Genomic DNA, 18092 nt, shown 5'->3' with positions numbered 1-18092 from the left:
CTGTTGTCGACGTCGATCTCGAGGAAGTTGCCGGTCATGCCGATCCCGCCGATCTGCCCGGACGGCGCGATCGTCGGATTGACGATCTGGCCCGGCACCTGGAACGGGTTCGGGTTCACGAAGGACGAGGCGGCAATCATCGTGATGTTGCGGCCCGAGACATCCGCCGCCGCCAGGTTCGAGTCCCATTCGGCGTCGATGATCCGCTGCGGCGAATAGAGAAGCACGTCGTTCGCCGTCGAGCGGATGGTGCCGACGCGGAAGTCGCCGGAGATTTCCGTCAGCGCGATCCAGCCATTGGTCAGCACGGACGTATGGCCATCGCCCTGTGCCGGACCGGTCGTCGCGACCTCGACGAGGGCAAGCACGTTGATCCTCGTATCCGTCGGATCGTTCTCGTCGGCGACCACATTGACGTTGCCGTTGCCGGTCACCGCACCTGACCGCAGGCCGGCAATCGTACGATTGCCGAACGTGTCCAGCCCACGGAAATCGTAGGTCGTCGCAAGCTCGTCGGTGCCCTCGCCATAGGCGCCCCGGCTGACGCCGAAGGCGCTCTGGTTCGGCGCCGGATCGGCCTTCACGAAGTTGGTATAGTAGGTGTACTGCTTCTCGCCGGTCGGTCCGACGCCGCGATGCCGAACCACGACACCGCCGGAGCTGCCCTCCCCGTCTTGCAGATAGGTCGGCCGCAGGAGCACGTCCGCATCGTCGCCCGCCGCGATCCGGTCGACATTGACGACATAGAACGGATCGGCGGCAAAGTCGGAGGCCTGCCCGTCACGCATCAGGGCGCGAACGTCGAGGAAGATGTCGTTGCCGGCATCGACCGTGAAGCTTTCAGCCCCGATCAGCGTATGCGTGTTGGTGAGCGCGCCGGCAACGTCGATGTCGACCAGCTGCGTCAGCGCAGCGTCCCTGTAAAGACGGACGGCGATCATGCCGGTGTCGGGATTATAGGCGTCGGCACCGAACGACACATAGTAGTAGCGGCCGTCGACAAGGCCCGCGATCGGCGTCGAGGACGCGTCATAGCGAACCATCTGGCCGTGATAGAAGCGGTTTCCAAGGCCAAGGAAGATCGTATTGGTCAACCCGTTGACCTGGCTCGTGCGGAACTCGAACGCCTCCGGCACATCGGCCGATTCCACGATATCGACCACCACGCGGCTGCCATTGCCGGCACCGACGTTTTGCGAGGCATCGATGTTGAGCGTTTCCGTTCGGATGACCGAATCCGGCCGGGTGTCGCTGCCGAGCACCGAACCGTTCATGGCGACGATGGTCGTGACACCGATGGGGTTGTTGATCTCGCCGTTGAGCAGGATGTCGGCGTCGCCCGTATTGGCGATCTCGATATAGGTCGGAGACGCATCCTCATCGAGCTTGAAGGTGAGCGTCATCGTATCGTTCGTGCTGGTCGGCGTCAGCATCACCAGAGGCTGACGATCCGCCATGACATCGATGTCGTTGATCTGGATGTCGTAGTCCGAAAGGTTGAGGATCTCGACCCGCTGCAGTGTCTCACGGAAGGTCCAGGTACCGCCGGAACCGGAAATGTCCGTCGACTTGAAGGCGACGTCCCCGGGGCCGGGATTCTCGATATCGTTGACGTAGATCTTGTCGCGATCGATGTTGCCGGACTTGGCTTCTTCGCGTCCCACCCCGGCATTGACCGTGATGTTGACGGCTGTATCGATATAGGCGCCGTTAGGGCCGTTGACGATGACGAGCTTCTTCGTCACCAGCTCGGGCGAGCGACCGGACAGGATCAGCACGTCACTGGAGAAGTTGATCGTGTCCTGCTTCGAATCCCCGGAATTGCTTTCGTTGCTGCCGCCGGCGGCGAGCGCACGCCGCGAGTGGCTGGCCACGTCGTCGATGGTGTTGGAGCGGTTCTCGGCCACCACATAGAAGGCCAGGCGGCGCTCGCCTCCGTCGAGCGTCGTGTAGACGAACGTGTCGAGATGGCCGCCAGCCTCATCGCGCGGGCCTGCCGTGATCAGCGTGCCGTTCGGTCCGCTGTCTCCGAAGATGTTCGCATCGAGGTCATAGGCCGTGCGGGTATCGGAATCGATGTAACCGAACAGACCGGTCGACCGCGCGAAGGAACGGGTCGTCAGGGTGTTGTCGTGGTTTTCGGCAACGAAATCCACGCCCTCCCAGCCGGTGATCTTCGCGCCGGTATTGGCGGCATCGGCATCGAGGATCCGGATATCGGTCTCAAGCACCAGCTTGGCTTCGGCTTCAGCCTCGCCTTCGGCGTAGAAACCGCCGCCGCGGCCGTCCGCGTCGGCTTTCACATTGGTGCCCGTGCCGTCGGCATGCAGGCTGACCTCGTTGCCTTCGATGATCGCCCCGCTGGCGATTTCGATCTCGATGTCGGAATTGCCCATGATGTATTCGGCAATCGCGTCGCCGTCGCCGCCGAGACCGACGCCATTGGCGTAGGCTTTCGCGCGGCCGGTCATTCCACCGTTTGCGCGCATATCGACGAGAGCGCCCGAAAGAACCACGGCATTCGCGCCAACCTCGATCCGCGACCGCCAATCGGCATCGATCAGCGCCTTGGCATTGGCCAGGCCCACGGCACCGCCGGTCGTCGTCTGGCTATCGGCGTCGAAGTGACCGGTCCCTTCCGCATGCAGGACGAGGTTTCCGCCCGCGATGATCTGCGTGCCCGAACCGATCTTGACGTCGACGGTCATGCGGTCTGCGGACTGGTTGATCTTCGCGTCGGCGCGGCCGACGGCGATGAAGCTGCCATTGCCGTTGCGACCAAGGGCCGAACCGTTCATCTGCCCGTCGGCCTCGATGGTGACATGGCCGTTCGCCGCGACGAGTGCGGCAGAGATGTTGGCTTCGATCTTCGGCTCGATGTTCAGTTCGGCCTTGTTGACGCGGATATCCGCCAGCAGCGAGCCGCCGGAACCGCGCGCCGTTACCGAGGACAGGCCATCGCCCGATGGCGGGGCGACGGTGGCGAGCGAAACGTCGTCCGTGCCCGTCACCACCTTGTTCACGAAGTTCGACGACGTGAGGTCGATGCGCAGTTCGTAATAGGCGCTGCCGCCGGTGGCCGTGAGATCGATACCGAATTTGCCGAGATAGTGGTCCTGCCCGTTGGAAGCCGAAGGGGTGAGCGTGACGACGGACCCGTTGAGGGTTTCCGACAGGCGCACCTTGGTGCCGTCGGTTTCCACCACGTAATAGACCTGCCCGCTCTTCAGTCCTCCGATCGGGGCATTCTGGACGAGGGTGAGCTGATGGATGCTGTCGTCGGCCTTGTCGTCCACGACGTTCGGAATGCCGTCGCCATCCGGGTCGACATTGATCTCGGTGCCGTCCGTATCCTTGTCCGGCTGGAGGTCGATGACCTGGGTGTCGAAGGTATCGGTCTCCGGGTTCGCCAGCTGGACCTCGGCGCCGCTGGCCGCGCCCTGCGTGACGCCAGCCGAACCGAGCACGAGGGTTATCCGGTTGCCGCTGACGCTCAGGATTTGCTGCGAGCCGTTGATGCCCGCAAAGCCGCTCAGCGTGATGAAGGCATTGGCCGTAAAGGCCGCGCCCCACGTGCCGTTGCTCAAGGTGAGCGTGACGCGGTTGTCGACGCCCGCATTGGGATCCACGTCGATCTCGCCGACCGTCATCGACTGGTCGACCAGCGTGACATGGCTGAACGTACCGGAACTCAGGGTCAGGACACTGCCGTTCACCGAGCCGACCGTGTACGTGCCGTTGTTGCCGGCGGAGTTGGAGATAGTGAAGGTGTCGCCCGTCTGATAGCCGAGCGAAGCCCAGATGCTGCCGTCGGTAAGGACGATCTTGTAGGTGCTTGCGCCTTCGCGCTCGTAATAGACCTGCTCGCTGACCAGAGGCGCGCGCTTGAGCTGTATGGAATTGGCATCGGAGTTGAAGACGAAATAGGTGCGGCCCTGCTCCAGCCCGCCGAGCGTCTTGCCCGTGGCGGTACCGCCGGCATTGGTCGAGCTGTAGACGACCTGGTCACCATCCTGGAAATTATGCGCCTTGAACTGGCCTTCGTTCGCCCCGTCCATGTTCACGAAATAGATGCGGTTGTTGTTTGTCGAACTGGAGGACAGCGACAGATTGGGCGTGCCATTGGCAAGCGTGCTCTCGATCGTCGTCTTTGCGACGTCGACAGTGCCCACCCCGAAGGTTTGTGCCCCTCCGGGCGCCTTGTAGGTCAGGGCGTCGCCCACGTTGTAGGTGGTGCCCAGATCGATCCAGTTGCCCGAGACATCGGACGGCTTGAATGTCGATGCATGCGCCTCGAACCAGCCCGGTGCCGTTTTCGCCACGTCATCGACCAGCTTGATCGTCTGGGCATCGATCACGACCACCCAGAACGTGTTGCCGGCGGCGTTTTCGATATCTCCGGCAGGGTTCGAAAGCTTGCTGAGGATCACCTTGTCGCCGTTCTGGAAGTTGTGTTCCCGAACGAAGCGGATCTCGTCGCGGTTGGCGATGATCTCGCTTGCCGCGCCGGTAAAGGTGTTGCCGAGGGCGATCGTGTCGTTGGCCTCGCCGACGACGAGCACGTTGTAGTCGCGCTCATCGACATTGGGGTTGTTGCCGATCTCGATGACGTCACCGGTCGACAGGCCATGGCTGAGGACCGTCAGGGTATGCGCGTTGGTGTTGACGGATTCCACCTTATAGGTCGGCACGAGGCCGTTCTGCGGCAGCGCGTAGGCCTTGACCTCGACATTGCCGGTCGTCGACACGGTCGTCCCGATATCGATGCGCGCCGTGACGGTCGGTTCCATGGAAGCCTCGGCTTCCGAGATGCCGACGGAAATGCCGCCGCCGCTGACGCCCTTCGTATTGGCGTCCACTTCGGGGCGTGCCGTCGCGACGACCGAAACCGTGCCTTGCGCCAGAATGCCGAGATTGCGGCCGATTTCGGCGCGCACTTCTCCCGTCGCGGTCGCCTTGGCTTCGTTGACATCCACCGAAAGCACGCCGCCGCCGGCGGCGTTGACCTGCGCAGAGGCGGAATCCTGCCCTGTCGCGGTGATGTCGAGCGAGCCGACCGTATAATCGGCGACGGAGGACACGGCGCCCTGGTCGAGAATCTCGGCAATCGTCGTTCCGTTCGCCTGTGCATCGGCCTGGGTGGAGCCGACCGCCGCAAGGATCCCGACATTCAGGCCGTCCGTGAAGGCGCGCGCGGTGTTGACGCTGAGCGCCTCGACTTTCAGGAAGCCGGCGGTGCCGCCATTGACCGTGTCGATGTTGACGCTGCCCGCGATCTGCGCCTTGACCTGCGCATTGGCCTTGGCCTCGGTCCGGTTGACCTTCACGCCGATAGCCGAAAAGCCGGCGGCCTCGGATTTGGCATAGGCCCGCCAGACGTCCGCCTGCTTGCCGAAATTATGGGTGGCGCGCACGAGGACATTGCCGGCCGTGATGGTCCCGGCACCGATGCTGGCGGTAACAAGCGGACTGAGGGTGGCGTGCGCCAGACCGACGCCGACGGTGGCGACGCCGCCGCCGATGCTGTCCGTGACCGCCCGGGCCTGACCTTCCGAGATCCCGCGGACCTCGACATTGCCGGTCGCCGTCGTCGATCCGTTCAACTGGGCCGTAATGATCGCCGATGCGGTTGCAGTCGCGTCATGCCCGCTGCCCGAGATGAGGCCACCGCCGGAGGCTTCGGCATAGGCATCTGCGACGATGATGCCCTTGGCCTCGACCTTCACCGAGGCGCTCTCGTCGATCTCGCCATTGGAGACGGCCGTCGAACTGCCGGTGATCTCCGCCTTGGAGATGCTCACGCCGACACCGACGGCGCCGACCGTGACGGAGAAGACGTCCGCATAGGCATCGGCATCGAGCAGCGACGTGACCTCGACAGCCCCGCTGGAGGCGATGTCAGCCGAACTGCCGATTTCCGCAAGCACCTGCGGCTGGATGTAGACATAGCTGAAATTGACGCCGACCGCGCCAATGCCGGCGGCGGCCGAGAAGACGCTTGCATCGACATAGGCTGTCGAGGAAGCCGAGACGGTCACGGCTCCGACCTTCGTGACCTTGCCGATCTGCGCGTCCGTACCGATGCGGGCGACGGTTTCGTTGGTGTTGGTGTCGCCGTCATCGAGATTGATGAGGCTGAAATTGACGCCCGCGCCGACGCCGCCGGCTGCCACGCTGTAGACTTCGGATTCATAGTGCTGGTTGTTGACGGCCGATACGGAAAGCGACGTCGCCCCGTTGACGGAAGCATCGTTGCTGACCTCTGCCACCTGCTGACCATAGTCGTTGACGACGGTAACGGTTGCGCCGATGGCCACGATGCCGCCGGAGACACCGACGGAGATGATGTCGCCGGTGCGTTTGCCGTTGGCGAGCACGGAGACGCTGCCGCCGGCCGTCGTTGCCCCGCCGAGGCGTGCCCGCACGTTGCTGTTGACGGTGAGGACGGTCACGCCTGCCCCGAGCGCCCCGGCGCCCACGGCACCGGAACCCGTGATGAAATCGACGAGAATACGTTCGTCGGCGGTGACCTGCACGTCGCCGTCGGTCACGATCGTGGTCGATCCGGCGACGACGGCCGTAACCCCTTCTTCCGGGGTCGGCGTATGTGCCAGGTTGTTGTCGAGATTGTAGGTCTTGTTCAGCTTTGCTGCATTCAGAATGCTGACCGTGCGCCCGTCGGCGCTGGCCGCATTGGCGCCACTGCCCTTGTTGGCCAAGGCGCCGAGGCTCTTGTCGCTGTTGCTTGCGGACGAATCGGATTCTCCGCTGGCATAGCCGGTCAGGCTCTTGTCGCCCTGGTTCGTGCCCTTGAGGACCGATGCATCCTGCTGGTTGCCTTCGTCGTCCTCATAGGTCGCGTCGAAGTCCGCGCCGATGGCGAAGACGTTCACGGCCGCGCCGACACCGACGAAACCGCCGGTCCCCATGACGACATAGCCCTTGAGGACCTTGTCGGAGAGCGCCGCGACCTCGACATGCCCCTTGGCGCGCACATCCGCACCCGTTCCGATCAGTGCGCCGACATCGTTGCGCACGCCGCCGAAATTGATGGCCGCGCCGGCACCGACGAATCCGACGGCAACACCGCCGGCTGCCGCCACGAGCGAGAAGCGGTTGGCCGCCATGACCCAGACGCCCTGGCTGCTGCCAACGCTGTGATTGGCAAAATTACCGCTCGCCTGGTTGATCTGCGCATTGGTTCCGATCGTCGCATAGGTGTCGCTGTCGACGACCGTCACGCTGACGGAGCCGGCAACGCCCACGAGACCGCCACCGCCCGCGAAGGCAAGGTTCAGAAGATCTTCCGACGATCTCGCCTGGACGATGACCCCATGCGCCGCGCCGGTCGAGAAGCTGCTGTCCGAGGGCACGTCGCCGGTGAGGACGCCGCCGATCCCCGTGCCGAAGCCCCTGGCGTCGACATCGGCGTCGTTGCCGATCGTCGCCGTCGTATCCTTGGTGATCACGACAACACCGACGCCGGCGCCGACGCCAGCGGCCGCCACACCGACACCGCCGCCGAACGTGATCATCGTGTAGTCGGTATCGTCGAGCGCGATCACGCCGACGTCGCCGCCGGCGGCCACCGTCGCATTCAGGTCGATCAGTGCCGATGTCGTGGTCGTAACCGTCACGACGGCGATGCCGCCGCCCACGGCGACCACGCCACCCACGCCGATACCCGCGCCGACGATGAAGAAGTTTTCCTTGGCCGCGGCCGAAACGATCACGTCATTTGCCGCAGCGACATCTGCGTCACCGCCGATAGTGGCGGTCGTCGTCTGGTTGACGACGGAGACGTCCACGCCGGGAGCGACGCCGACCGTGCCACCGATCGCGCCGCCGGCGCCAACGCCGACATGCGAAAGATCGCTCGCCGCGACGACGAAGACCGACTGCTCGCCGTGACCTGTTCCGCCGGTCTTGTTGATCTCGGTGCGGTCCCCGATATCGGCGGTCGTGTGCGTCGTGATCACGCTCACCGCCGCGCCGATGCCGATGCCGAACGTGCCGCCGCCGGCAAAGCCGATGGCATAGGATTCGAGATCGTCCTTGCTGCTGGCCGAAACGACGACGCCGCGGACAGCGCCTTCCGTGAGCGTGGCCGTGCGTTCGGACGTCAGGTCGGGATCGGAAATCTCGTTTTCGGCCGCCTTGTCGTCGCCCGTCTTGGGATCGGACTCCGTGGCGAGGTCCGTCGATGTCGACGTTGCCGGGAGGCCCACCTCGAAATCGTTGGCGGTGGGGCGCCCGCCCGAGAATTTGAACGCATCGGTGTTGACGCCGCTGCCGGACGCCTGGGAGCCGATGGCGTACTGACCGGTGCGCGCCTGGGTCGTCGAAAGGCCAAGCCCTGTTACCGTGCTGTCCGCACCGATATCGGCATCGACCGTCTTGTTGATGACCGCCACGCCGGCGCTCGCGCCGACGCCGCCCGTGCCGCCCACGGCGGCGCCGACGATGATCATATCCACTTCCGTCTCGTCGACGGCCTGCACCTTGACGCTGCCGCGCGTCTTCGCATCCGCACGGTCGCCAATGCCGGCGCGCGTGACGAGCGTCATGACGATGACGTCGGCGGCGACACCGACGCCAACCGACGATCCGGCCGCAGCCGACACCGCGAAGGTCGCATAGGTTTCGGATGCGCGCGCGTCGACCTCGATATTGCCGTCGGCGATGGCGCCGACGATAACTGGGTTGCCGGCAATCGTCACATCGGTCCCGATCAGGGCCTCGGTCGTCTTCGTGAGGCTGTGGACATTGACGCCGGCGCCGATGCCGGCGCCGCCGGCCGACAGGGCGATGGCGCCCGCCGCCGACAGCATGGAGCTGTCGGAATCCGCTTCGACCGACACGCCGGGATCCTTGCCGACGGCCGTGTTCCAGGCATGAACGTTCACATGATTGCCGATCGAGGACCGTGTGGTCTCCGACATCACGGAAACGAGCACGGAACCGCCCACGCCGACGGAGCCGCCGGAAACGGCAGCGGCGACGACAAAGTCGGTGACGTTTTCATGGCTGTTGGACTTGACCCACAGGCCCTTCTGGCCACCCGTGGTGATATCGGCATAGTCGCCGACGAGCGCCTGAACCGTGTCCGTGTGGACGAGCACGTTGCTGCCGATACCGACTGCGGCCGAGCTGAAGGACGCTGCGACACCGCCCGAGATGAAGAGCATGTCGAAGATGCTGGAGGAGGAGACGACGACATCGCCGCCCGCCTCGACGCCGGTCGCATCCGCGCCGCTGCCGCTTTGGATCACGGCCTCGGTCGTTGTCGTCAGAACGGCCACGGCGACCGAGAAGGCGAGCGCCACGCTCTGCGAGGCCACGCCGAAGGTTGCAGCCACGGACGTCATGTTGTCGACGGCGACGGCCGTCACTTCGACGGTGCCGTCAGCGGAGGTCAGATCCGCGCCGGCGCCGACCTTCGCCCGGGTCGTCCGATTGACGACATCGACATTGATGGCGATGCCGACGCCGGCGCCGCCGGCCGAAAGGCCGATCGATCCGGCGCCCGTGAACAGCGTCAGCGTGTCGGCCGCGCTGACGAGAATCCCGTCCTCACCCGTGACCTCGGCGTCGTCAGCGACGGTCGCGGAGGTGTTGATGGTGATGACGTTCACTGCCGAGGAGCCGCCGATGGCGGCGCCATTGCCGGCCGCGGCCACGCCCGCGGCGAAGTTCGTCAGCGCCAGTTGCTGGTTGTCGATGGTGTTGGAGCCGGTCTTGAGACCGAGCGTTTCGGACAGCGGCGTGAAGCTGCCGGTCGCCTTGACCTTGACGCTGCCGCCATGGGCGGTGACGTCGGCGCGCGCGCCGATCTCCGCCGTCGTGTCCATCGTGTTGACGATGTTGATCGACACTGCGATGCCCGCGCCGGCGCCGTTCGAGGTGGAAAGCGCCGCGCCGCCGGAAAGGTTCTGCAATTTGACGAGGCTCGCCGCCTCGATGGTCACATCGCCATTGTCGGCGGTCACGGTCGCATCCGCGCCGATTTTCGCCTCGTTGGAGATGTCCATGTAGTTGATCGCGATCGAGCCGGCGATCGCATTCGCCCCTGCCGCTGCGCCCGAAAGCGCGCGGACCTGGAATACGTTCGTACCGCCCACGGGCTGGACCGCCCGCACGGAAACCGAGCTGCCCGAAACCGTGGCGTCACCGATCCGCGCATCGCTGTCGAATTCGACGATGTTGAGGCCGACGGCCGCCGCGACGCCCGTGCTGTTGCTGTCCTGGATATTGACGGCGGTGGCGAGTGCCAGCGCCTTGGCGGTGATCTGCGATGTCGTCTCGACCTTTACCGCACCGGAGGCATTCACATCGGCGCCGTTGGCAATCTCGGCATTCGCGCTGCCTTCGAGATAATTGACCGCGACGGTCGCGGCGATCGTCGTGCCGCCGGAAGAATTGCCGCCGCCTGCACCCTGCTTGGCGCCCGTGCCGGAATTGCTCGTCGCACTGTTGTTGCCGGTGCCGAACATGCTGTCGCCGGACTGGCTGGGCGTGTTGGTGGCATCGCCCGACTGCTGCTTGGCGGCGTTGCCGGCATCCTGGGTCTGCTGGTCGGACGTCGCCGTCTTCGTCTTGTCGGCGCCTTTGGCGCTCGCCTTGGTGGTGGCGAAGGCCTTCAGGGTGGACTCGGTCGTGACGGTGGCACTCGCGATCTCGTTTGCGCCCCGCGTCATGGCGCGGCCAACATAGGCCTCGGTGTCGTCAAGGCCGATGTTCACCGCGACCGAGGCACCGACGCCGGTATTGGCACCCGCAACCTCGGCATCCGCGTTGGAAACGATATCGGCGGTGTGGTCGGCGGTGACGGAGAGCGCGCCGCCCGTCATGGTGAAATTGCCCGCGCCCGTACCGATGCGCGCATTGGTGGTGTTTTCGACATAGGTGATGGCAATGGCGCCACCGACGGCGGTGCCGGTTCCGGCCGCCCCGCCGAGGGCTTCGCTGATCGCGCCATTCGCATCGGTGGACAGGAAGGTCGAATTTGCATGGACGGACACGCCATTTGCGGTGCCGTTCATGACGGAAAGGTCGGCGATGCCCGCATTGGTCTCATCGAAGAGGACCGCAAGCGCGATGGACGCGCCGACACCGGTGGAGCCGGAACCCTTGCTCGTTCCCTTGGACGAAGCGAGCACATTGTGGCGCGACTGGCTGGACGCGTCGATGTCGATTGCCCCGCCCGAAAGGGTGAGCACGCTGCCGCCGCCGCCGAAAATCGGCGTGGTCTTGGAATGCACGACACTCAGCGCAAAGGAACCGGCAACGCCGGTATCCCCGCCCTTGGCGGACGAGGAGGCCTTGGCGACATAATCATGCGTCACGTCGCCGCCGACGTTGCGCATGGTGGAGGACAGTTTCAGGCCCGTGGCCGTCACTTCGGCTGCAGGCTTCACGATGGCCGAATTCGTCATGTCGGCAACGTTGATGGCAACACCGACGCCGACGGCCGTATCGCCGGCATTCGCGGCGGCCTCGCCCTTGGCGATCGCCGAAGCCGTGATGTTGTTCTGCGTAACGAGCGAAACGTTGCCCGCGGTTGCGGTCACAGCAGTGCCGTTGAACTCCGCCTGCGCCTTCGAGGACGAGACGTTGACGGCAAGCGCCGCCGCAACGCTGACACTGCCGCCGTTCTGCGAGGCCGTTGTGCTCGTGCCCTTGGCGCCGGTTCCCGTGCCGGCAGCTTTGCTGTTGCCGAGACTGGTCCCGGCGCTCTTCTGCTGGTCGGCGGTGGTATTGCTCTTCTTCACGCCCATGGCGGCGGCGGTGGCTTCCGTCTTGGAGAAGCCGTCGCCGAACGCATTCAACGTAACGCTATCGGCCGACGTCGTCCGTAACAGGTCGGTGAAGGCCGCATCCTCGACGAAGGCGATCGCCAGCGACGCGCCGACCGCGGTGCCGCCGACCGCGCTTCCGGTCGCCGTCGTCGTGGTGGCGCCATGATGATCGGCCGTAAGCGACAGCGCGCCGGTTGCGCTCAGAGCATTGCCGTCGGCGATGCGGGCATGCGACCTCTGGTCGATGACCGAGACGACGATGGCCCCGCCGATGGCGGTCGAATTCTGCGTCTTGCTTTCGGTACCGCCGACGCCGGAAACGGTATTCTTGCCGCTCCCCTTGGCCATCAGCGTCACATCGTCGGCGCCCGTTACCACGGAGGCGAGGATTTCCGCCTCGACACGCATGTTGGAGACGTCAATGGCGATCGCCGCCCCGACGCCGGTCTTGCCGGTCTTCGTACCGGCCGAGGCCGACACGGTCGTCTCCTGAGTGGAGGCCGCGGACAGGAGGATATCGTCACCACCGGCGGTGACGGTGCCGCCGAGGGCGGCGCGCGTATCGGTTTCGGCAATCGACAGGGCGAAGGAGCCGGCGACATCGAGATCGCCGCCCGAGGCACCGGAAACGGCCGTCGCACCGATGACATGCTTGTCGTCACCAGCGGTCGCCATCAGCGCCCTTGCGGCAACGCCGCCGGTCACCGAACCGCCGATGATTTCGGCGCGGTTCTGCATCGTCGCGACATTGATCGCGACGGCAATGCCGACACGGTCGCTGCTCGCGGTGGAATTGTTGTTCTGGTCCTTCACCTCGGCCGTCGTGGCCGAACCGTCGGCGCTGGCCTCAGCATCCATGTCGGCACGCGAATCGAGCGTGACGTCGGCATGGACAACACGGTTTTCGAGGATGGCCGTCGCGGTGAGGGTGGAAACATTGAGCGCAACGGCGGCGCCCACCGCGACGGAACCGTTCGTGCCGCTGGCGGAGGTGTTCTTGCCGCCGGCATTCGGATCCTGCGCCTTGCCCGACTTGTTCGAGGCGGCGGTTGTGCCCTTGCCGACCTGCTGGTCAGCGGTGCTGCTGCCCTTTCCGGATTCCTGAGACTTGCTCGTCCCCTCCGCCGAGGCAATGGCTTCGGCCTTGGACGCGCCGGTGCCGGTCGCCGACATGGCGAGCGTTGCGGCCGTCAGGTTGCGGTCGAGATCGGCTTCGGCCGTATCGTCGACGAAAGCGAGCGCCAGCGAAACGCCGACCGCGGTGTTGCCCGTGGCATCGCCATTGGCCAGGGTATGGCTCGAGCCCGCATGATCGGCCGACAGGATGGCCGCACCGGTGAGGACCATCGTCGAGACACCCGTACCGATGCGGGCGCGCGTGACGCGGTCATGCACGTCGATGGCGAGCGAGCCGCCAACGGCGGTTCCCCCTTCGGATGTCGCGCCGGATTTGGCCGTGGTGGTGGCCGTGTGGCTGCCCGTCGCGGTGGCGGTGAAGTCATGGGCGCCGGTAACGACGCCTTCGGCCTCGGCCTCGGTCAGATGATCCGCCACGCTGATCGCGATGGCAGCCCCGACACCCGTCGAAGCGGCCCCGTCCTGGGCAGCCGTCGCCGAGACAGTATCGGTCGTCGAGGAGCCGGCGGACAGCACGATGTCGTCGCCGCTGGAGGCGGCAACCGTTCCGTCCAGCCCGCCGCGCGTATCCGCATCGACGATGGAAAGGGCGAAGGAGCCGGCAACGCCCGTGTCGCCGCCCGAAGCACCGGATATGGCGGAGGCCTCGAAGTCGTGGGTCTCGCCGTCGACCATCAGCGCCCTGGCGCTGAAGGCGCCATTGACGGTGCCCGAGCCGAGCTCGGCCGTGTTTTCCAGGTTCGCGACGTTGATTGCGACCGCGATGCCGACCTTCGTGCCCTCGCCCTCGGCGGCCGAGCCGTCGGCAAGCGCCGCGGCGTCCATATGCGCCCGGGTGTCGAGCGCCGTATCGGCACTCACCGTCACACCTTCGAGAACGGCGTTGACCGTCAAGCTGGAGACATTGACGGCGATTGCCGCGCCGACACCGACGCCTCCGCCATTGCCGTCATCCGCGCCGGCCTTGCCGCCCTTGGTCGCATCCTGCGACGTGTTCGACTTGCTTTCGGCGGTCGTTTCCGCCTTGCCGATCTGCTTGTCGGCGCTGGTATTGCCGTTGCCATTCTCCGCCTGCTTGTCGGTGCCTTCGGCCGAGGCCGTGGCCTCCGCCTTGGAAAGCCCGATGCCGGAGGCGGACATTGCCAAGGTGTCGGCCGTAAGGCCGCGATCGAGATCGGCTTCGGCCGTGTCGTCGACAAAGGCGAGCGCAAGCGAGACGCCAACCGCGGTGTTGCCGGTGGCGCTGCCATCGGCCAGGGCATGGCTCGACCCCGAATGCTCGGCCGAAAGCGTCGCAGCGCCGCCCAGAACCAGGGACGCCCCGGTTCCGATGCGCGCGCGGGTTACGCGGTCGTGCACGTCGAGCGCGAGGGAGCCGCCCACGGCCGTCCCGGAGGAGGAGGCGCCGGATTCGGCCGTCGTCGCGGCCGTGGTGACGCCTTCGGCGTTGACAGCAAGATCGTTCGCACCGGTCAGGGAGGCGCTGTTGGCGATGTCGGCGACGGCCAGATGGTTGGCGACGGAAATTGCGATCGAGGCGCCGACGCCGGTGGCGCTGTCGCCGGTCTGCGCAGCCGTCGCGGAAACCGTATCGTCCGACGACGTCGCAGCCTTGATCTCGACATTGCCGTCATTGACGGCGGCGCTGCCCTTGAGGCTGGCGCGCGTGTCGGTATCCACGATGGAGAGCGCGAAAGAGCCGGCAATGCCGGTATCGCCGCCCGATGCGCCCGATGTCGCCGAGGCGGCGAAATCGTTGACGGCACTGTCGTCGGGACGCAGCGCCCGAATGGTGAGCCCGCCTGCACCCGTCAGGTTGACGGCGGCGGCCGGAGCCACCGAGGCGGTGTTGGTGAGCGTCGCGACATTGATCGCAATCGCCGCGCCGATCTTGGTGCCGCCACCGCCGGAGGCCGAACCGTCAGCAATGGCGGAGGCATCCATTTCGGCGCTGCTCTCGACGGTCAGACCCGTTGCGGTCAGCGTTCCGGCCTGAACTTCGGCTTCCGCCTCGCTGCCGGAAACGTTAAGCGCGAAAGCAGCGGCAATGCCGACATTGCCGCCCGACGAGGATGCGGATTCCTGGCTGCCAAGTTTGCCGCCAAGATCCTTGGACGTCCGCCCATCGGCAAAGCCGACCTGTTTGTCGCGTTGCTGATCGGCCGTCGTGGCGCCGTCTTCCTCGCTTTCCTCCGTGCCCTGGCTCGACGCCTTCGCAGAGGCCGAAGATACCCCGGTCGCGCTGGCGGACAGGTTCACAGCGCCGCCGCTGGTGACATTGCGGCGTGATTTCGCGCTGGCATTGTTGTCGACGAAGGCCAGGGCGATCGCCGCGCCGATCGCCATGCTGGCATTGCCAAGCGTGGTGCCATCAGCGGTGATGGTGCTGGTGCCGGAATGCGTTGCGGTGGCGGAAATATCGCCATCGGTCACAAGCGAACCGGTCGAACCGAGATCGGTCCCGGTCTGATTGTCCACGACAGCGATGGCAATCGCCCCGCCGACCGTCGTGCCGCTACCGGCAGCGCCGCCTTCGGCGGTCGTCGTATCGATATGCGTGCCGGTCGCAGCCAGACTCAAGGCGCCGATCTGCGCCGCTGCGCCGTTCCCGAGCGCGTTGCCTTCCAGAGCCGCCGTCGTGGTGTTCGTGCCGATATAGAGCGCGACCGACGCACCGACGCCGAGGCTCGATGCATTGACGTCCACATCGGCCGGGGAGGCCGAGGTCGTGACTGTCGTCGTGTTCGTCGCGGTGAGGGAGAGATCGGCACCACCGAGATCGAGGGTCGATCCGTCAAGAACGAGCGCTCTGACATCCGTGTCGACCACGTGAATGGCGACGCCGCCGGCGATGCTGGTTTCGGCGCCCGTCGCGCCCGAGACCGCCGTCAGGGTATAGTCCGCGCCAAGGGAGGTATCGGCGGCGACACTGCCGGTATGATAGACGGTGCTTCCGCCCAGAAGCGTGGACACGTCGGCACTCACCACGCCGATGCCCACGGCCACGGCAACGCCGGTGGCGTTCGAAGCGGTGTTGACGCCGCTGGCGGCGGTGGTGATGGCGTCGGTCTGGTGCGCGGCGAGCGTGATCGATGCATCGTCTGCCGTCGATACATTGCCGGACGTGTCGACGAGAACATGCGTCTTGGGAAGGTAGACAGACACGGCGACGGCGCCGGCAAACGAGACGGCGCCCTTCTGGGTCGCCGCCTGGTCGGCGTTATTGCCATCCTGGTTCGGATCGGCAAGGCGGGCCTGCGAGACATTGTCGTTGCTGTTGTTTGCACTTTCTTGCGCGCCACCCTGGGTTGAGGTGGCGGACGTATTGATCGTGCTCGTCGTTGTCGCGCCCAGGGCAATTGCCGTCGGCGCCTTGGTGTTTCCGATGGAGGCCAGATCGCTGAGGGTCACGTCGGTCTCGGCATCGACGACAGTGACGGCGACCGTCGCGCCCGCACCGCCGGCGGAGCCGTCCGCGATATTCGAGATGGTCAGTTGCGTGCTCGCATCGGCGCTGACCGCCCCGTCGGCGTCGATGGTCGTGGCGCCGTAGATACCGATCAGCGATCGGGTGATGAGGGTGGTCACGGCGACGGCGGCATCGGCGTCAGCGGTGTTGTCGCTCGCGTCGGCGGCATCCTCGGCGGTGACGGTGACGGACACCGTCGTATCGAGATCGATATCGCCCGTTGCCGAGACGGCGGCGCCGGAACCGGCGTCCCCCTTGACGCCAAGCGTGATCGTCGCCTTGGGAAGACCGACGATGACGGCGCCCGCAATACTTCCGACCTGCCCCTGGGTGGGCGTCAGCGCCGAGGTGGTGGCGGCATGCATCTTCACATGGCCGGCCGTGGCGGCAACGCTGCCCTGCACGTCGATCTTCGCACGCGGAGCGGCAAGATAGACGCCCTCGGTGATTTCGTCCGGAATGAGGCCATTGCCCGTGCCCATGGCGTCGAACGCGACGGACGTGCCGGTAATGGAGCTTCCGGCCGCGATATCGATCTCCTCCGCCATGAAGTGGATGGCGCCGGCCTTCAGCGTTCCCGTGACGGCAACCTCGTCCAGCCCGCCTTGTCCATCGACGGTGAGGCTTGCGCCGCCCAAGTCGATGGGACCCTCAAAGGTGATCTTGTCCCCCTCGAGGAAGGCGATGAGACTGAGGTCGACATCCGTCTCGCCGAGATATTCGGTCAACGGTGGGAAGACGCCCTTGTCGTCGCCAAGATTGATGGTGAGCGAGGCCGTGGGCACCGCGAAGGTAATGCCCTCGAATGTCGGGACACCCTGGGCCGCGATGGTAATCGTGTTGGCGATGGAATCGTACGTTACCAGCGCGTCGTCGGACAGAGCGCTAAGGTCGATCGAAACCGTGCTCGTCGTGATCGACGACGAGACAGGCTCGAGACCCGTAAAGACCAGCATGTCGGTGTCACGGTAGACCGCGCCCGAGGTCGCATCCGTTGCGACATACTTTACCGAAGCGAAATTGCCGCCATCGAGCGCCAGCGTATCGTAGCCGGCCGCACCGCCGTCGACGCCGCCCGAAAGCGAGCCGCCGGCCTTGACGACGAATGTGTCCTGATTGTTCGCCGATCCGGCGAGATTTTCGACCGAAACGAAGCGAAGGCCTCGCACCGTGCCCTGATCGGCGCCGTCGACGGTCCAGGTCGTATCCCCGCTCGGTCCGGAGACGGTGTCCTTGCCGGCCCCACCGTCGAACAGGATCACAAGCCCATGGGGGAAGTCTCCGGCGACATCGAGTGTCAGCCGGTCGTTTCCACCCGTGCCCGTGATGTGCAGTTCCGTGATGTCGGCCGATGCCTTTTCGTCGATGAGGGTGCCCGTCTCGTCATCGATGACGCGGAAGGTGGCGGCCACATTGTCGTATTGCAGCGTCCAGGAAGCACCCTCTCCTCCCATGTCGGCCATCGGAATGATATCGGCCGAGAGGAGATAACGCGGCTCCAGTGCCTGGATCTTCAAAGCCGAAACACGCACGACTTCGCGGATGGAGTGTTTCGCTTTCCGTTTGCCCAGCAGGCGATGCGGCGGCCCGCTCAGGGACCATCGGGGGAAATTCATAATTCGGCGGACTTCGTCGAAATCGATCTTAAGGGCGTTCGAGAACGCCTTCGAGCCAAACGGAAATGCCAT

General features: G+C 65.4%; 1 protein-coding gene (only partly in view). It reads right to left on the bottom strand.

What is annotated here, in order from left to right:
• Positions 1-18092, bottom strand: partial view of an LEPR-XLL domain-containing protein gene (locus V8U06_RS17535; RefSeq protein WP_427141750.1) — the 5' portion only. It extends 11920 nt beyond the left edge of the window; only the first 18092 of its 30012 coding nucleotides appear in the window; it begins with the start codon at positions 18090-18092; the stop codon falls past the left edge of the window.

It is taken from the genome of Shinella sp. G-2, from assembly GCF_050172695.1.
GTDB lineage: Bacteria > Pseudomonadota > Alphaproteobacteria > Rhizobiales > Rhizobiaceae > Shinella.
The sequence above is the reverse complement of the archived record's forward strand: the minus strand, read 5'-3'. Positions and strand labels throughout refer to the sequence as shown.